This is a genomic window from Cetobacterium sp. ZWU0022 (assembly GCF_000800875.1).
Taxonomy (GTDB): domain Bacteria; phylum Fusobacteriota; class Fusobacteriia; order Fusobacteriales; family Fusobacteriaceae; genus Cetobacterium_A.
Map to the genome: position 1 here is coordinate 44,113 of NZ_JRJZ01000014.1, position 18,426 is coordinate 62,538.

General features: G+C 29.5%; 15 protein-coding genes. 1 reads left to right on the forward strand and 14 read right to left on the reverse strand.

Annotated elements, in window-relative coordinates:
- Positions 1-18: 18 nt before the first annotated feature.
- Positions 19-918 carry a LysR family transcriptional regulator gene (locus tag L988_RS00855; protein ID WP_047380591.1) on the reverse strand — a complete coding sequence of 300 codons (900 nt, stop codon included), beginning with the start codon at positions 916-918 and terminating at the stop codon, positions 19-21.
- A 124-nt stretch (positions 919-1,042) separates the two neighbouring features.
- On the opposite strand from L988_RS00855, the gene L988_RS00860 reads away from it, so the two are divergent.
- A complete protein-coding gene (locus tag L988_RS00860) occupies positions 1,043-1,288 on the forward strand; it encodes a hypothetical protein (protein WP_052191620.1) in 246 nt (81 codons plus the stop codon).
- Between the two features lie 39 nt (positions 1,289-1,327).
- Here the strand turns inward: L988_RS00860 and fba are convergent, their stop codons facing one another.
- The 13 genes from fba to L988_RS00925 all read right to left on the reverse strand — a co-directional run bounded on the left by fba (position 1,328) and on the right by L988_RS00925 (position 18,418).
- On the reverse strand, positions 1,328-2,305 hold the full coding sequence (fba, locus tag L988_RS00865; RefSeq protein WP_047380593.1) for a class II fructose-1,6-bisphosphate aldolase: 978 nt from the start codon (positions 2,303-2,305) through the stop codon (positions 1,328-1,330).
- A gap of 73 nt (positions 2,306-2,378) precedes the next feature.
- Positions 2,379-2,849: a hypothetical protein gene (locus L988_RS00870; protein ID WP_231549747.1), complete on the reverse strand. Its 471-nt coding sequence runs from the start codon at positions 2,847-2,849 to the stop codon at positions 2,379-2,381.
- Positions 2,836-4,107, reverse strand: a complete 1,272-nt coding sequence (gene serS / locus L988_RS00875; RefSeq protein WP_047380597.1) for a serine--tRNA ligase — start codon at positions 4,105-4,107, stop codon at positions 2,836-2,838. The genes L988_RS00870 and serS overlap by 14 nt, the downstream gene beginning before the upstream one ends.
- Positions 4,108-4,140: 33 nt before the next feature.
- The gene (locus L988_RS00880; RefSeq protein ID WP_047380599.1) at positions 4,141-4,728 is read right to left on the reverse strand and encodes a TIGR03936 family radical SAM-associated protein; all 588 of its coding nucleotides are present in this window, start codon (positions 4,726-4,728) and stop codon (positions 4,141-4,143) included.
- Between the two features lie 119 nt (positions 4,729-4,847).
- Positions 4,848-5,846, reverse strand: coding sequence for a UDP-3-O-(3-hydroxymyristoyl)glucosamine N-acyltransferase (gene lpxD / locus L988_RS00885; protein ID WP_047380601.1), 999 nt, complete (start codon positions 5,844-5,846; stop codon positions 4,848-4,850).
- A gap of 33 nt (positions 5,847-5,879) precedes the next feature.
- The gene (locus tag L988_RS00890) at positions 5,880-6,365 is read right to left on the reverse strand and encodes an OmpH family outer membrane protein (protein ID WP_047380603.1); all 486 of its coding nucleotides are present in this window, start codon (positions 6,363-6,365) and stop codon (positions 5,880-5,882) included.
- A 25-nt stretch (positions 6,366-6,390) separates the two neighbouring features.
- The gene (locus L988_RS00895) at positions 6,391-8,469 is read right to left on the reverse strand and encodes an outer membrane protein assembly factor (RefSeq protein ID WP_047380605.1); all 2,079 of its coding nucleotides are present in this window, start codon (positions 8,467-8,469) and stop codon (positions 6,391-6,393) included.
- Positions 8,470-8,493: 24 nt separating this feature from the next.
- A complete protein-coding gene (locus tag L988_RS00900) occupies positions 8,494-12,828 on the reverse strand; it encodes a hypothetical protein (RefSeq protein ID WP_047380607.1) in 4,335 nt (1,444 codons plus the stop codon).
- Positions 12,829-12,863: 35 nt separating this feature from the next.
- Positions 12,864-13,568 carry a 16S rRNA (guanine(527)-N(7))-methyltransferase RsmG gene (rsmG, locus tag L988_RS00905; RefSeq protein ID WP_047380610.1) on the reverse strand — a complete coding sequence of 235 codons (705 nt, stop codon included), beginning with the start codon at positions 13,566-13,568 and terminating at the stop codon, positions 12,864-12,866.
- Positions 13,569-15,458 carry a tRNA uridine-5-carboxymethylaminomethyl(34) synthesis enzyme MnmG gene (gene mnmG / locus L988_RS00910; RefSeq protein ID WP_047380611.1) on the reverse strand — a complete coding sequence of 630 codons (1,890 nt, stop codon included), beginning with the start codon at positions 15,456-15,458 and terminating at the stop codon, positions 13,569-13,571. It lies immediately after the preceding gene.
- A 15-nt stretch (positions 15,459-15,473) separates the two neighbouring features.
- The gene (locus L988_RS00915) at positions 15,474-16,130 is read right to left on the reverse strand and encodes a TrkA family potassium uptake protein (RefSeq protein ID WP_047380613.1); all 657 of its coding nucleotides are present in this window, start codon (positions 16,128-16,130) and stop codon (positions 15,474-15,476) included.
- A gap of 13 nt (positions 16,131-16,143) precedes the next feature.
- A complete protein-coding gene (locus tag L988_RS00920; RefSeq protein ID WP_047380615.1) occupies positions 16,144-17,493 on the reverse strand; it encodes a TrkH family potassium uptake protein in 1,350 nt (449 codons plus the stop codon).
- 124 nt (positions 17,494-17,617) lie between these two features.
- The gene (locus L988_RS00925) at positions 17,618-18,418 is read right to left on the reverse strand and encodes an ankyrin repeat domain-containing protein (RefSeq protein WP_047380617.1); all 801 of its coding nucleotides are present in this window, start codon (positions 18,416-18,418) and stop codon (positions 17,618-17,620) included.
- Positions 18,419-18,426 lie beyond the last annotated feature (8 nt).

The window sequence follows — 18,426 nt, forward strand, 5'->3', positions numbered from 1 at the left end:
TTTTTTAAAAATCAATAGCTAGAATGATTTAAATTTTTTTTGTAAAATTTCTATAAATTCTTTTTCAACATTGTTTAATTTTTTATTTTTTTTAAAAACAACTGCGAAATCACGATTTAATCCATTTTCTTTTAAAGAAAAGGCTTCAACTCTTTCTTCCCATCGTCTATTTTTTAAAATCATATTAGATGTGAATCCCACTCCCATACCTAAAGATATCATTTCTAAAACACATTCTTGACTTTCTGTTTCTAAATATATATTAGGAATAAATCTGTTTTTTAAAAATATACTTTCTATAACATTTCTTAATTTTTGTTTTTCTTTAAGTAAAATAAATTTTTCCTCACTAAGTAAATCAAAATCTACTCTTGCACCCAAAAATCTTTTACTGTATTCACTATTTTTCGGTGTAACTAAAAACAACTCTTCTTTAAAAAATTTTATATAATCTAAATCTGCTGTCATCAATGGCAATGATATTATAGCAACATCTATTCTTCCATCTAAAATTCCCTTCTCTAAATCTTGGCTATTTTTTTCAACAATCTCTACTCTAATGTTTGGAAAGCTATTCTTTAAATCTGAAAAAAAATATGGTAAAAGATATAAACTTCTATTTGGAGAAACTCCTATAGAAATATTTCCCACTAAATTATCTGATAAGTCTTGCAATTCTCTCCATAAATCTTTTTTCAACTCCAATATTTCTAGAGCTCTTTTTATAAAAATCTCTCCCGCTAAAGTTAATTTTAATGGTGTCACACTTCTATCAAACAATTTAACCTTTATTTGTTCCTCTAAAGTTGCCACATATTGACTTAACGCTGGTTGTGATATATAAAGTTTTGCTGCAGCTTTTGTAAAACTTCTCTCTTGAGCTACACATAGTATATATTCAAATTTATTTAAATCCATTTTAACACCTCCAACAATATTATAACATAAAACTTATAATAATTATATATATTATAATATTAGACTAATATGGTAATGAATGGTATATTGTTTTTAAATAAAAACTTATCGAGGTGTATTTAAAATGAAAAAATCTATAATTATTTCTATCGCTGTAGTTCTATCTTTATTTATTTTTCCGAAATTTAACAAAAATGAAAATACTCATATCTATAAAAATGGAAAAGAGTTCTCTTATTATCAAAATGGTTCTATAAAATCTGAGGCAAACTATAAAAACGGAAAATTAGATGGAGATTATATATTTTATAAGGAGAATGGAGAGATTAGTAAAACTTATATATATAAAATGGGAAAATATATAAAATAAAAAAAACCTGTAGAGAAATCTACAGGTTTTCTATTTAAACTACTTTGCAGCAGTGTAAGCGTTTTCTGAACCGAAAACTGTTTTAATTTTTGATTTGTAGTAAGCTTTCATTTCAGCTTGTGCAACACCTAAGTATTTTCTTGGATCGAATTCTCCAGGTTGCTCTCCGAATACTCTTCTTACTCCTGCAGTGAATGCAAGTCTTCCGTCAGTATCAACGTTTATTTTTGCAACACCTGATTTAGCTGCTCCCATTAACTCTGTATCTGGAATTCCGATAGCATCTTTTAATTGTCCACCGAATTTCTTGATTTCTTCAACGTATTTTTGAGGTACTGCTGATGATCCGTGTAATACGATTGGGAATCCTGGTAATCTTCTTTCGATTTCAGCTAATATGTTTAACTCTAATTTAGGATCAGTTCCTGGCTTGAACTTGTGAGCTCCATGAGAAGTTCCAATAGCGATTGCTAATGACTCTACTCCAGTTCTTGATACGAACTCTTCAACTTCATCAGGGTTTGTAAAGATACTGTGCTCTGCAACAACGTCATCTTCTACTCCAGCTAGAACTCCTAATTCAGCCTCTACAGTTACGTCAAATTGCTTTGCGTACTCTACAACTTCTTTTGTGATTGCTATATTTTCTTCGAATGAATAGTGAGAACCATCGATCATTACTGATGAGAATCCTGCATCTATACAAGCCTTTACTGCGTCTAAGTTTGGTCCGTGATCTAAGTGTAATGCTACTGGAATATCTGATCCCATAGCTCTTGCTCTATCCACAGCTGCCTTTGCTAATAATGGAGCAACCTCTTTTGTCATATATTTTAATGCCCCTGTTGAACATTGTAATATAACTGGTGAACCCATTTCAGCACAAGCTTCTACGATTGCTAACATTTGCTCCATATTGTTGAAGTTGAATGCTGGAACTGCGTAGTGCTCTCTATTAGCCTTTGCGAACATTTCTCTAGTATTAGATAATCCTAAATCTTTGTAATTATATGACATAACTTTTCCTCCTGATATTTTATTCATCTATTAATATAACAAATTTTTGAACTAAAATCAATTTTTGAAACTATTAGTTTTTTATCTTTATTTGACTTAAAATATATCTAAAAAACCACTTTATTTTTCTTTTACTCTTAAATATTTTAAAAACTTCTGGTATAAGTTCAATTACATCCTCAATTATTTGTTGATACGATGCTAAACTTTTTGGCAATAAGTTTTGAGTATTTACTAACCAAGATAATAAAATTAAATTGATTATTCTTAAAAAGCTCGAAGCAAAATTTAAAATACCACCTTTTGTGACATAGATATTATAAATTTTAAAAAATACCTCTCCCTCTTGGTTATAATATATTTGAGCTAAAAAAGTAGTAAGATAGATAAATAAAAGAAACTTTAATTTTTTTAGATGTTTCAGTAACTCTTTATTTAAAAATACATTTAATAAAACTCCAACAAATAATAAAACTCCCAATACTCTCATATCTTTAATCAATAGATTCAAGATAAATAGAACTAAAAGACTACTTTTTAACAACAGTCATACCACCCATGTATGGTACTAATGCTTCTGGTATTAAGAATGATCCATCCTCTTGTTGGTAGTTTTCCATAATTGCAAGTAATGTTCTTCCTACTGCTAATCCTGATCCATTTAATGTATGGCAGAATTCACTCTTTGAACTTCCTTCTGGTCTATACTTTAATCCCATTCTTCTTGATTGGAAATCTCCACAGTTAGAACAAGATGAAATCTCTCTAAATTTATTTTGCCCTGGTAACCATACTTCTATATCATAAGTTTTAGCTGCTCCGAATCCCATATCTCCTGAACAAAGGTGAATTACTCTGTATGGTAACTCTAATCTTTGAAGAATAGTTTCAGCATTAACTAACATCTTTTCTAATTCGTCATAAGATGTTTCTGGAGTAGCTAACTTAACCATTTCAACTTTATTAAATTGATGTTGTCTAATTAATCCTTTTAAATCTCTTCCGTAAGATCCAGCTTCTCTTCTAAAACAAGGTGAGTAAGCAGTGTAATATTTTGGTAAATCGCTTTCATTTAAAATTTCTTGTCTATGAATATTTGTTAATGTAATCTCCGAAGTTGAGATTAAGAACATATCATCAGTTGTTTTATACATATCCTCTTCAAACTTAGGTAATTGTCCAGTTCCTTCACAAACCTCTCTTCTTACGATAAATGGTGTTAAATGCTCTGTGTACCCATGTTCAGTTGTATGTATATCTAGCATGAAACTGATTAAAGCTCTCTCTAATCTCGCTGCAGCACCTCTATATATTGTAAATCTTGACCCACCTAGCTTAGCTCCTCTTTCGAAGTCTAATATTCCTAAGTTCTCTCCTAATTCCCAATGCTCTTTTGGCTCAAATGTGAACTCTTTTGGTGTTCCCCATCTTCTGATTTCAACGTTATCATCTTCATCTTTTCCTATAGGAGTACTTGAGTGGTATGCATTTGGTAATGTCATTTGGAAATATGTTACTTTCTCCTCTACCTCAGCAAGTTTAGCATCTAATTCTTTTATTTGAGCAGAAACTTTTCCCATTTCAGCAATTATTTCAGATGCGTCCTCTCCAGCTTTTTTTCTTCTAGCTACTTCCGCAGACTCTGTATTTCTTTTATTTTTTAACGTTTCAACTTCGGATAAAATCTCTCTTCTCTCTGTATCTAATGTTACAAACTCTTGAAGATCGATGTTACTTCCTCTGTTTACCAGCATCTCTTGAAGTGTATCAATATTTTCACGAATAAATCTTAAATCTAGCATAGCCTTTTCTCCTTTATACTTATATTATATATTTTAGATTTTATAACCCTTTTTTATTATATGTACGTTCTTAATATCCACACCTGCTAATATTAAAAATGAATTTGGTGAAGTATTAACCAGTTCTAACTCGATCGTATTCTCTACTCTAGAGAAATCTTTAACTCTCTCACCTAAATTTCTCTCAGATATTTTACCATTTTTCTCTTTTCTTTCAATTATTTCATCTTGATTGAATAGATTTTCTAAAGTATCTATATCCTCTTTTTCCCCTGTTATTTGGAATAAAGCATTTGTATAAGTGTCTACAATACTTTTCTTATCCTCTACTGTTTCAACTTTATTTACTCTAAAGCCAGGAACAGCTGCAGAATTCATTCTTTCTAAAACTTCCTCATTTGTCATCACTTCTGATAACTCTATATCCATTAACTCATTAAAAGCTTCAGTTCCTAAGGATACTGGGTTTCCTAAAGATATCTTTGGTCTTGGATGAAACCCTTGTGTGTATTTCATAGGTATATGAGCTTTCTTTAATAGTCTATCTGCAAATCTAAGCATATCTAAATGGGATATAAATCTCATCTCTCCATACTTATCAAAAAATATTCTCTTTTTCATTAAACTACCTCATTTTTCTTATTTTGTATATTGTACCACGTTAGCCCTGTAAATTAAATACCTTTCTTTAAAAAAATAAAAAATCTAAAAGGATTTTTCTGTCCTTTTAGATTTTATTTTTATATTTTTTTCTCTAACTCTTTAACTCTTTTTAATAACTCTGGTAACTTTTTTTGTACTGCTTTTACTTTTAGATCATCTTTTAAATTCATCAGTGGATGACCTGCTAAAATTTGATTATCATCAACATTTCCAGTAACTCCAGATTTAGCTCCTATCATTACGTTACTTCCAATTTTTATGTGTCCACCTATTCCAACTTGTCCTCCTAAAGTTGTATTATTTCCAACTTCAGTACTACCTGCTATTCCAACTTGAGAAATAATTAAGCAGTTTTCACCTATAATATCATTATGTGCTATTTGAACTAAGTTATCTATTTTTGTGTATTTTTTTATTATAGTATCTCCGATAGTTCCTCTATCAATAGTTGTGTTCGCACCTATCTCTACAAAGTCTTCTATCACAACAGACCCTATTTGATCTATCTTTGTATTATTTCCATTTACTTTAACAAATCCAAATCCGTCTGATCCAATTACAGCTCCTGGTTGAATAACACACTCTTTCCCAATTTTACAAAACTCTCTTATTGTTACATTTGGATAAACTGTTGTATTGTCTCCAATTTCTACTCCTTCACAGATTGTTACGTTTGGATAAATTGTAACATTTTTTCCAAGTTTTACGTCGTGCCCTATGTATGAATTTATAGCTACGGTAGTCTCTTCACCTATAACTGCTGAATCCTCAATCATTTTTTCCATTCTCTTAGTTTTTCTTTTAAAGAAATTTAATAGTTTTGGCATTAAAACTCTAGGATTAGAAGTTACAAGTAGATATGTTTTTCCATTTTCTGGCAACTCTATTCCTGCAGGTACTATAACAACACTTGCCTTTGTCTCATTTAATTTTTTTAAAAACTTTTCATCTGATGCAAAAGTCACATCTCCTTCTTGAGCTTGAAAAAAGGGAGATAACCCTGTAATGTTTACCTTGGCATCTCCCTTTACCTCACATTCAAGAAGGGATATTAACTCATCTATTTTATAAGTCATAATATTTTATCCCTCTCTTTTTTTACAATACTATTAGTTTATTTTTTTACTTTTTTCCATAACATTTAATACTTTTGGAGTTAAATTTTCTCCACCAAATTTGATTGCTCCCTGCTCTAAAACATAATCATATTTTTCTGATCTTGCTACATTTTGAATAGATATATTTATTAATCTATCAATCTCTTGCATCTTTTTAGCTTCTTCATTAGATAACTTTGCTTGAGACTCTCTTACTAATTTTTGGAAAGCTGCAACTTTATCTTCAAAAGCTTTTTTCTCAGTTTCTGTTACATCTTTTCCTTTTCCTTGTAATTCAACTTGAAGTTTTTGTAAATCTATCTCTTGCTTTTGTAATGTTGCTTCTAAAGCTTGCTTTTCTTTAGTTAAGTTATCTCTAACAACCTTTGTTTGCGAGTATTTTGCGAAAAGCTCTTGGCTGTTTACATATCCTACTTTTAATGCAAATGCAGATGTTGATAATGCTCCTAGCATTGCGATTAGTGCTATTTTTTTCATTGTGAATCCTCCATATATATATTTATTAGAATGATTGTCCCATATTAAAGTAGAACTTCATACCACTTTCTTCTGAATCTCCAACTGGCCATCCAAAGTCAAATCTTAAAGGTCCTACTGGTGTGTTAACTCTTAATCCTACTCCAACTGTAGTTGCTATATCGTCAGGTGCTTTTGCATCTCTTCCCTCTCTTAGGTATCCTGGGTCTTCCCCTTGGTAATCCCAAGCTCTTCCAAAGTCAGAGAATACAACGAATCCTAAAACATCATTTATTTGAGTTCTGTTTTCTACTGTTGCCGTTACTTTTTGAGTTCCTTGATAGAATCCTCCATCATATCCTCTAAGAGTACTTCCTCCACCTACCCAGAATCTTTGTGACTCAGGAGTCGATGAAGTCATTATTCCTCCAACTGCTCTATACGCAAAAGTATTATCCTTGAATAATCCTCTATGATATTTTCTAAATTCTAAAGTTGTATTTGCAAAAGTTCCAGAATCAATAGTATCCGCATATCCAACTTCTACTTGATACTTACCATACCAACCAGCTGTTGGATTCCAATAACTATTTCTAGTATCATAAGTTATTGATGGGTAAATACTGAATAGTCCATAACTTCTATCCTCTCCCCATTTTTGTTTTAGCTCTTCACCATTGCTTATATATGATAGTTCTTCTGTATCTGTTTTTTCTGTTATATATTCAGCTTTTGTTCCTATTCCTATTCTTAAATTCTTAGTTAAACCTTTTCCTACGTTCAGCTTAGCTCCGTATGTATCTGTTTCATTAAATAGGATACTATCACTATTTTCATATTCGTTCTTATAAAGACTCCATCCCCAAGAGATTCTATCAGTATCTCTTATCCAAGGATCTGAGAAGTTAATTGAGAAACTTGTATAGTTTTCATCTGATTTTTCAAATGTTACACCTAGTTCCTGCCCTTTTCCTTTCCAGTTCATATCCTTAACTGATAACATTCCTAACAATCCAATTTCAGAACCGTAAGATACTGCTCCTTGTAATGTCGCTGTTCTTTCTTCTTCTAACAGTAATAATAAATCTGTTCCTGAACCTTCTCCTGATCTTTGTTTAGTTTCATACTTTACATTTTTAAAATACCCAGTTCTCATCAAATTAGAAACTGTTTCGTTGTATTCGTTAATATTAAATACTTCACCTTCTTTAATTTCAATCTCTCTTTCAACTACATAATCTCTTGTTTTTAGAAGTGTATCTGTAGCTTTTCTTCTTTGTCCTTTTTGCTTAGTTACCATTTTAGTAAAGTCTACTTTTCCAACCATACCTTCATTTATAACTATTTCTAACTCATTAGTTCCTGTTAAATCGATATCTTCTATCTCAGCTAACACGTATCCATCTTCATTGTATTTCTTTAATATCTTATCTCTAGCATCTCTTAAATTATTTAAATTTAATACTTTTCCTGTTTCTATATTTACTAAAGCTTTCAATTCTTCTGCTGTATATTTAGTGTTTCCTGATATTTTTATTCCATTTATAATTGGATTTTCAATAACTGAATAAACAACAACTAATCCTTCTGGATATTGATATACATCTGGAATTACTTCTCTATACATACCTGTTTCAAGCAACTCTCTTTGTCCTCTAACTATTCTATTTTTAGAGAAATATCCTCCCGCTTTAATCGGTATCTTTTTAGCGACTTCTGATACAGGAACATTCACACTTCCTATTATCTCTAAACCTGATACAACTAAAGAAGTATCTACTCTTTCTCTTTCTGAAGCTGGCAATATCCCTTGTTTTTCTAAAAGTTCTTTAGTTTCTCTTTTTTCTTTAACATCCACTACTAACTTTATTCCACCATCAAAAACTTGAGGGTAAATTGCTAACTCTTCTATATAATTACTATTTTTTATATTATTATAGTCTTTTAATAACCCTTCTGTTGAGAATACTTGTCCTTTTTTTAGGCTCATTTTTTGTATTAAAACATCTTGTGGTATTTCATTTAAATTTCTAAACTCTACCCCTTTTACTAAATATTCTCCTTCTGCTCCAAATGAAACTACAGAAGCTATTAGTGATATTATTCCGATTAGGTGTTTTCTCATCCTAAATTGCCCTCCAATTATTTTTTATTTAGAAAAAATATCTTTTATACTATTATATTTTCTTTCAAATTTAAAATCAACATAATAATTTAAATTTCCTTTTTTCTCTTCATCTATCATATTTGCTTCATTTAACCTTGACACTCCAACTCCGTAAGACCATCCTGATCTATATCTTCTTTCAACTTTAAAATCAAATTGATTAACTGAATTTGAGACTTCATTTGATTGTCCTTCACTAGAACTTTTTCCAAAATCATATTTACTTCCATCTATTATTCCTAATTTCAATACCCAGAAATACTTATCTTTATATATTGGATTCTCCGCTTCTAAATAAGCTCCGAAGCCAAATACATTTGGATCCTGTGTTTTAGGATCGTCGGAATTTGCTAATACTTCTTGATTAAAAACATCAGAAACTATTCTAAATTTCGAAATATGAAAAGTGTTCTTTATCGTTTTAGATATAGGTCTCAATAACGTACTTGATATCTGACTATCTATTATAGTTTTAAAAAGTAACGCTACTATATTTTTATCACTCTCATCGCCATCGCCATCAAATATATTTTTTAAACTACTACTTTCACTTCCTTGACTAGTTAATATATTTAATCTTAAACTATTTAGCTCTCCTTGTAAAGAAATTTCTATATTTCCATTCGCAGTTAATGATGAAACATCAAAAATTAAATTTGGGTTAAAATCTGAAAGTAGTCCATTTTTTTTATCAGATAATAACAAAGCTCTTGTGACCGTAAAATCTTCACTTCCTAACACAAAACTTCCCTTTTGAACTTCTAATTCACCCAATACTGATATTTTATCATTTTTTCCTACTAAATTAAACCTACCTAACAAAATACCTTGAACATCTTGAGCAAATGTTGATATATCTGGAATATTTATATTTATTCCATCTTTTATCATAACTCCAACATTAAACTCTGGAGTTTCATCTAACTTACTTCCCTTTATTTCAAAATCTTCTCCAAGTCTTTTACTCTCACCTATTATAGCTCTTGTCTTATCTATTATAAAGTTTAATATAGTTAAAATCAACCCCTTATCTTCTTTTAATATACCTGTTATCTCTCCATTGTTTATAATGATATTTCCAGAAACTTTATTTTCAGAGTATATTAGATTTGTAGATAAATCAATTCTAAAATAATCTTTTAATTCATAAATCATATTTTTCAAAGTAACATTAAAAGCATAATCTAATTCTTTATAAAATTCATCATCCGCCTTCATCTCTTCAATAGAAGGAAGTTTTAAGTAGCCTCTACCTTTTATCTCTCCCTTATTAATTAAACCTTCCAAAGAGTTAACAGTCAGCCTCTCATTGTCTATCTTTAAAACCATGTTCAGTTTTTCCAAATCTAATAAAGCACTCGGTAAATTTGCATTAAAATCTATAAGATCTACATACCCGCTATTTTCTTTTAATATACTAGAAAGCCAAACATCTACATTAGCAGTTCCACTTATATTTTTAATAACATCTTTTGGAAGAATTCCATTTAAAAAACTTAAATCAATATTTTTAGAAAATATATTGAATTTATACTCTTGAGATTGTATTAAATACTCACCTTTTCCTTTTATTTCATTATTTTCATAATAACCTAAAAGTTCATCAACTTTTAATTTTCTTTTATCTCCATTTAATTCTAATGAAATTTTATCAAAATCAATTCCTTTTATTTCATATTCTCCATCAAATAATTTTAATGAATAGAATGGATCTAAAATATCTCCTTTGATACTGCTTTCTAATCCAATACTACCACTCATATCCTTTACATTTACAAACCCCGAAAAATCTTTTAAGTATAAACTTTGTTTAGGTACTATAAAATCTATTGTATTCTCTAAAAAATCTAACTCTCCTCTTGAGGACAGCAATTTTTTCCCCTCTAAATTAAATACATCTATACTTTCTATATTTAAAATGTTCTCTAACTCATCTTTTTTATAAGATAAATCTAATTTCAAACTAGGTATTGAGTTTCCATTTAAATATGCTCTATCTACAGTTATATCTATTTTTGCATCTATACTCCCATCAACTATCTTCCCATCAACTCTTGATAATAATCTATACTTAAGAGCTTTAAAAGAGTAATATTTAGAAAGATTCTCCTCAAGAATATTAATTGAAAATTCACCCTTATTACTTTTTAAATCATATCTAACATTTGCTAAACTCTGATTTATTTTAAAATTATTTAAAGCAACCATATCATTTTGATAATTGATATCTCCATTTAAAGATACTAACTCCTTATTTGGTGTTTCTAAATAAGCTTCAGTTACCTTTGCAGTTGCCTCTAAATTATCAAACAGACCTTTTACAGAACCTTTTACATCATTTAATATTAAGTTAATATTACTATTTTTAAACTCACTACTTCTCAATCCATTAATGCTATAATTTAAATCAATATATTTTTCTAAGGTATCTAGCTCTCCATTTATTTTAAAAAATCCATTTCTTACATCGGAGATTTCTAACTTTCCATCTTGATATTTTGAAACAATTTTTATTCCTTCAAGTTTAAAGTTTTTATACTCAACTTTTCTTAATTCTCCATCTATTTGAGCTTGTAATCCATCATTGTTTATTAATGATAGATTCAGATAACTCTCTAATCCTAAGTCCTGTCCTTCTACTTGTAAATCCTTAACTGCCCCTCTTAAAATAAATTTATCTTTTTCACCTGCTATTTGACCTATGAAATCAAGTTTAGCTTTTAACGACAATTCTCCAAAAAGATTTTTCTCTTGGAAATTTTTTATATGTATTTTAAAATTATAGTTCAGTATTTTTCTATTTAAATCTCCAGATAATTGTAAAACTTTTTGTTTTTCATTATTTATCATTGAGATTTCTTCAAAATTTATTTTTTTATCTTCTTCACTCGCTTTAAATAAAAAAGTATAATCATTTATCAAATTTTTTCCAGAGAGGTTTAACAAATCTAAATTACTTTTTTCTAAATCATAGCTCAAAGCTAACTTTGAATCTTGGTATAACTCTACTCTCTTTTCATCTTTCAAGTATTCTCCATTAAAATCTATAAAACTACTTTTTATATCAAACTTTAAGTTATCTTCTCTCAAATCTAAATCTGCACTATATGAAAATACTTTTTTGTAGTCTACTCCTTTAAATAAAATATCCAATTCATTTCCTGAAAGATTTAAAATACCATCTTTAAAATTAACTTTTCCATTCAGATTATCAACTTCTATTCCAGATGATACAAAAGGATAGCTCTTATATAGTACCTCCGCTTTAAAACCTAAATCTTGTTTATAAAGCAGCTCTACGTCTACATTCTTAAATATCAACTCATCTAATGGTAGGTTTAGATCTCCCAATAGTTTATAACTTCTAGCTGTTGAATAAGGTAAATCTTTAAACTGAAAATCAACTTTAACTCCTGTTTCCTCTGAATAAAAAACCTTAAATAATCCGGGTGTTTTATTTAAATCATATCTAAAATCAACGTTTATTCCATTTTCCTTAAAATCAATATTTCCATTAACATCCTTTACTATATCACTTAAACTATCATAGATTACTGTTCCATCTTTTAGATTAGCATGACCTCTCAATCCACTCGTAGCTATAGTTAAATCCATATTAAATATTCCAGACGCTCCACTCAACTCTTTATCGTCATACCCATATTGAATAAGTTCTGGCTTTACATCTATATTTTTTAATATAATATTCATATTTAAAGGTTCATTTAAATTATTTAATCTATACTCATATATCTCTTTATTTCTATTTCCTTTAAACTCTAAATCAATTCCTTTTACTTTGTCAAATGACACGTATCCATTTACTACATCCAACTCCTGCTTTATCTCTCTTGAATACGTTGTATCTCTAAAAATCAAAGTTCCATTCTTAACTGTTATTATATCTATCGGCACCGCAGCTCCAGCCTTACTATTAGGATCTGATTCTCCTCCACTAGAAAAAGCATTAACTATATTTACATTTTCACCATTTCTTTCAATATGAACCCATGGATTCTCTACATTAATCTCTTTCAATCTGAAATTTTTTAAAGATTCTTTTGAATATGTAATAACAACCTGTGGAGCTTTGACCATCGTGTCATTCCCTTTAGAAAGAACAACATCTTTTATATCAATCTCTCCAAATTTTGGAAATTTAATCTCTTGAGAAGATATTGTTGGTCCTAATGCTAATTTTAGTATAACTTCTACTAATTTCGGCAAATTATATTTTACTAACAATCCTCCACTCAAAAAAATAAAAATGGGAAGAGCTATGAATATAATTTTTTTATATTTTTCAAAAATTTTCATAGTTCTTCCCTCCCTAGTTATTTTCTTAATGTATTTTATAAAGGTTTTTTTAAAGCTACCCCTGCTCTTCTTGGATATTTTTTATCTGTTGAACTCTCTTTTAGAATCTCAACAACAAGTCTTTCATCTCCATAATTTGGTAAATTATATCTATGAATTGTCATTATTTTTGCACCAAGAGTATTTAAAGCGTTTATTGCTTCTCCCTCCTCTTCTGTTCCAACCATTTTCTGTGCTAAGAAATGACCTCCAACTTTTATAAAAGGAATCATATATTCTAAAATTACGTTTAGTTTATTTACTCCTCTGCAAAGTCCTATATCAAAGCTTTCTCTATTTTCATCATTTATATAATCTTCAGCTCTTGAGTTCACAACAGTTACGTTATCTAATTTTAACATCTCTTTTACATTTTGTAAAAATGTTGTTTTCTTTCCCACTGAATCCATCAATACAAACTCCATATTTGGATTAAATATTGCTAAAACCATTCCAGGAAATCCAGCTCCAGTTCCTATATCAATAGCTTTTTTCCCTTGCTTTTCATCCAATAAGTTTTGAAGTAAAAGTGAATCTAAAAAGTGTTTCTCAATAGCATCTTTTGTATCTCTAATAGCAGTTAGATTTGTATGTGCATTATATTCCACTAAATATTCTAAATATTTAACTAGATTCTCTATCTTTTTATCTGTATATTCTAATCCTATTTTTTTTATTCCGTCAATTAAATACTCTTTCATCTATTTATTACCTCTCATTTTAAGATACATTAATAGTACTTGAATATCTGCTGGAGAAACCCCTGAAATTCTTGAGGCTTGACCTATGTTATACGGTCTAACTTGCTTAAGTTTATCTTTAGCTTCTTTAGGCATATTTTCTAAAGAATCATAATCCATATCTTCAGGAAGTTTTTTAGTTTCCAATCCTTTATGTTTTTCTATCATTTTTAATGATTTTTGAATATATCCAGAATATTTTACTTGAACTTCAACTTGGTATTCTGTATCTTCACAATATTCACCTAAGTCAAACTTCTCTATTAATTCAGAAATATACTTTATATCAGAATAAGTTACTTCCGGTCTTCTCAATAATTCTATTAATGTTATTCCAGACTTAACTTCAGGTTCGTTTGCTCTTAATAACACTTCATTCACTCTTGGATTACTACTTCCAACGTGTTGCTTTTCTAACTTATCAATTATTTCTGCTACATCTGACTCTTTCGTTTGTACTCTTCTGTATTCTTCATCTGAAACAAGCCCAATCTCATGACCTATTTTTGTCAATCTTAAATCAGCGTTATCTTCTCTTAAAACTAATCTATACTCACTTCTAGCTGTAAACATTCTATATGGTTCATTTGTTCCTTTTGAAACCAAATCATCTATCAATGTTCCTATATACGAATCTGCTCTATCTAATATTACAGGCTCTTTTCCAAATACTTTTCTAGTCGCATTTATTCCTGCCATAAGCCCTTGAGCTCCAGCTTCTTCATACCCTGATGTTCCATTAATTTGTCCCGCTAAGAATAAATTCTCTACTTTTTTAGTTTCTAAGGTATACTTTATCTCTTCTGGAATTATATAATCGTATTCTATTGCATAAGCATATCTCATTATCTTTGCATTCTCTAATCCTTCAATACCTTTTAACATTTGATATTGAACATCTGTTGGTAAAGATGATGAGAATCCACTTATATAAACTTCATTTGTATCATAGCCCTCTTTCTCTAAAAACAGATGATGTCTATCTTTATCAGGATATCTGAATACTTTATCTTCGATTGATGGACAATATCTTGGTCCAGTTCCTTGAATTGTTCCATTGAATAATGGAGATCTATCTTTATTTGAAATAATTGTGTCGTGAACCTCTCTATTTGTAAACACCATATGGCAAGGTATCTGCTTTCTTGTTAAAACTTCTTCGTCTGTTGTTCTGCTTGAAAACTTTAGAACTCCTTCGTCACCAGGTTGAATTTCTACTTTTGAATAATCAATTGTTCTAGCATCAATTCTTGGAGGTGTTCCTGTTTTAAATCTTCCTAATTTTATTCCTAAGTTTGCTAGCGATACAGGTAACTCTTCTGAAGACAACTCTCCCATTCTTCCACCTTGGAATTGTTTCTCTCCAATATGAATAAGTCCTCTCATAAATGTTCCTGTTGCAATAACAACAGCTTTAGCCCTATATTCTACACCCTCTTTTGTTTTTACTCCAACAACTTTATTGTTTTCAACAACAATATCAGTTACCATACCTTGAATTACATCTAAATTATCTGTATTTTCTAGAGTTTTCTTCATCTCTTTACTGTAGTTTACTTTGTCAGCTTGAGCTCTTAAAGATCTAACCGCTGGTCCTTTTTTTGTGTTCAGAACTCTTATTTGAATAAATGTTTTATCTATATTTCTTCCCATCTCTCCACCTAGAGCATCAACCTCTTTCACTAAATGTGATTTAGCCGGTCCTCCTAAAGATGGATTACAAGACATGTATCCTATATTATCTAACAGTATTGTGAACACTGCTGTTTTGGCACCCATTCTTGCAGCAGCTAGTGCGGCTTCACACCCTGCATGCCCTGCTCCTACAACTATAACATCAAAATTTTGCATTTCTACTCCTCTCTATTACTTTAAATTCTTTAGTTCTGCAGCTGTTTTGGCATCTGTTATTACAAGTAAAATATCTCCTTGTTCTATAACTGTATCAGCTGATAAATTAGGAATAAAGTTTCTATTTCCTTTTTTTATTCCTACTATATTTACATTATACCTTTTTCTTATGTCTAATTCTATTAAAGTTTTATTCCAAAAACTTTCTGGTGATTTTATCTCTGCTAATAGGAAATCTTTTGAGAATCTAAAATGTTCAATCATATTTGGATCCATTGCAGCTAGTGCTGTTCTTTTTCCCATATACTCTTCTGGATAAACAACTTGATTAGCTCCAATTTTTTCTAGAACTCTTCCATGTCTTCTTGATATTGCTTTTACAATAATTTTTTTTACACCTAATTCTTTTAAATTCAATGTAACCATTATACTTGGCTCAATAGCTCCTATACATACAAAAGCTACATCAAATCCTTCTAGTCCTATATTTTTCAATTCCTTATCATCTGTTGCATCTGCAACAACTGCATTTTCAACTATCCCACTGTTTACAGCCTCTTGGATTGTATCTTCAGATTCATCTATTGCTAAAACTTCTTCGTTTGATTTATATAAAGTCTCTGCAACACTTGCTCCAAATCTTCCCATACCAATTACTACATATTGCTTCATTTTTCCTCCATTATTAACCAACTAAAATATTTTCTTTCGGATATCTTAAACTTTGTTTAACTTTCTTTTCTCCCAATGCTAAAGCAAATGTCATTGGACCTAATCTACCTATAAACATTGTTATTATTATCAATATCTTTGATAATGCCCTTAAATCAGCTGTTATCCCCATAGATAACCCTGCTGTTCCAAACGCTGAAACAACTTCAAAGGCTATTTTGTCAAAGCTTACCCCTGTTTCTATTGTCATAACAGCCATTATTATTATAGAAACATATATTATTGATATTACTAATATTGCTAAGGCTCTATTTAATATATCCCAACTGATTCTTCTATTGAATACATTTATATTTTCTTTTCCTTGAATAACTCCTAAAACATATAAAACAATTACCCCTATTGTAGTTGTTTTTATTCCTCCACCTGTAGATCCAGGGGAAGCTCCTATGAACATCAATATGCAAAACATGAATATCGTTGCTGGATTTAAAGTTCCCATTGGAACTGTATTAAACCCCGCAGTTCTCGTTGTAACACTTTGGAAAAAAGAAGCTAAAATTTTATCAAACCAACTCAAATTTCCTATAGTTGTAGGATTTTTATACTCTAATAAAAAGAATAAAATCATTCCAACAAACGTTAAAAACATCGAAACTAAAATAGCTACTTTTGAAGTCAAAGTAAATCTTTTTACATCTCGTCTCACTGCAATTAAAACTGAGTTTATTACAGAGAATCCTATTCCACCTAAAATAATCAAATATGCAACTGTCATATTCATAAGAACACTTCCTGCATAATTTTCTAAATTGTTTGAAAACAATGAAAATCCAGCATTACAAAAAGCTGATATCGAATGAAATATTCCAAAATATAAAGCTTTTGAAAATTCAAAAGTTTTTAAAAATTCCAATGTTAAAAAGAACGCTCCTATTCCTTCTATCAATAGTACAATTATTACTATTTTTTTTATAAAATCTACTACTTCACCACTACTTTCAGCATTTCTTTCCTCTTTTATAAGTTCTCTATCTTTGTAACTCATCTTTTTTCCAATCAATAGGAAAAAGAGTGATGAAAATGTCATTACACCAAGTCCACCTAACTGAATAAATACTAGTAAAATTATTTGTCCTTCAAATGACAGTACCTGACTTATATCTATTACAGATAATCCTGTTACACATATTGCCGAAGTTATTGTGAACACCGCTGTCAAAAAACTTATTTTTTGCCCATTTTGCAACGAGAATGGCATATATAGTAATATAGACCCAAATAAAATTGCTGCAAAAAATCCAAGTATTAACTTTCTCGAAAGAGATAGTCGACCTATTGGGCTTAAAAATTTGCTTATCATCTATTTCCTCCTATGAAAAAATGCTTTTGAAATTATACATTATTTTTATCATTTTTTCAAGTTCACTAAATAATTAACAAGGATAGAATTAAGAAATCCTATCCTTGTTTTAATTAATATTTTTTTATCTATATGATTTGTAATCCGGATTTACACCTTTCTCTAAAAGTAATTTTTCTAGATTCTTATAACCTAATCTTTTTACTTTTAAATAAACCTCACCTAATATATTCTCACCATATATATTTTTTTCATCAAGATTATATTGAGCATCTAATAGCACACTTATAACCTCTTCTGAATTAGCATAATATATCGGATAGTTTCCTTTTTTATCTTTTAACAAATATAAGCTTTTATCTTTAGTTAACATTCTTTTTAAAATCTCTTCATTCTCTATATTCACAGCCCAAAAAATTGGATACCATTCACTCGAATCAAGAATTTTTAATTGAACATCGTTATCTATTAATACAATAACTAAATCTTCCGGCTTTGTTTTTATATAAAAATTTAAAAGTAACTGTCCATCACTTGTAAATGCATTTAAATTCGATCTTTCATTTAAAAACATTTTTAAAGCATCCATGCTATTAACATAAAATATTGGTGGTCTTGGGGAAGTTACCGTATTGATTCCGATATTTTTTTTTGCAGGTAAATCTTTATTTAAATCAGCACCATTAGCTAATAGTGAAGATATTACCTGAAGAGAGTCCTCTTTTAAAGCTAAGCTTAAAAGAGTATCTCCATTTTTTAACTGTTGATCTATGTTAAAACCATTCTTTATTGCTCTATTTAATATATATACATTATCCACAACAACTGCTGCTATTATTTCATCTTCTGTATATATTTTTCTATTGAAACTACTACATCCCACTAATGTCAGAAGTAATAAAAATAAAACTAATAATTTTTTCATAGACTACC

Excerpts from the sequence above, each read along its gene's own strand:
- L988_RS00855 (WP_047380591.1), bottom strand. The coding sequence starts at position 918 with ATGGATTTAAATAAATTTGAATATATACTATGTGTAGCTCAAGAGAGA.
- L988_RS00860 (WP_052191620.1), top strand. The coding sequence starts at position 1,043 with ATGAAAAAATCTATAATTATTTCTATCGCTGTAGTTCTATCTTTATTT.
- fba (WP_047380593.1), bottom strand. The coding sequence starts at position 2,305 with ATGTCATATAATTACAAAGATTTAGGATTATCTAATACTAGAGAAATG.
- serS (WP_047380597.1), bottom strand. The coding sequence starts at position 4,107 with ATGCTAGATTTAAGATTTATTCGTGAAAATATTGATACACTTCAAGAG.
- L988_RS00880 (WP_047380599.1), bottom strand. The coding sequence starts at position 4,728 with ATGAAAAAGAGAATATTTTTTGATAAGTATGGAGAGATGAGATTTATA.
- lpxD (WP_047380601.1), bottom strand. The coding sequence starts at position 5,846 with ATGACTTATAAAATAGATGAGTTAATATCCCTTCTTGAATGTGAGGTA.
- L988_RS00890 (WP_047380603.1), bottom strand. The coding sequence starts at position 6,365 with ATGAAAAAAATAGCACTAATCGCAATGCTAGGAGCATTATCAACATCT.
- L988_RS00895 (WP_047380605.1), bottom strand. The coding sequence starts at position 8,469 with ATGAGAAAACACCTAATCGGAATAATATCACTAATAGCTTCTGTAGTT.
- L988_RS00900 (WP_047380607.1), bottom strand. The coding sequence starts at position 12,828 with ATGAAAATTTTTGAAAAATATAAAAAAATTATATTCATAGCTCTTCCC.
- rsmG (WP_047380610.1), bottom strand. The coding sequence starts at position 13,568 with ATGAAAGAGTATTTAATTGACGGAATAAAAAAAATAGGATTAGAATAT.
- mnmG (WP_047380611.1), bottom strand. The coding sequence starts at position 15,458 with ATGCAAAATTTTGATGTTATAGTTGTAGGAGCAGGGCATGCAGGGTGT.
- L988_RS00915 (WP_047380613.1), bottom strand. The coding sequence starts at position 16,130 with ATGAAGCAATATGTAGTAATTGGTATGGGAAGATTTGGAGCAAGTGTT.
- L988_RS00920 (WP_047380615.1), bottom strand. The coding sequence starts at position 17,493 with ATGATAAGCAAATTTTTAAGCCCAATAGGTCGACTATCTCTTTCGAGA.
- L988_RS00925 (WP_047380617.1), bottom strand. The coding sequence starts at position 18,418 with ATGAAAAAATTATTAGTTTTATTTTTATTACTTCTGACATTAGTGGGA.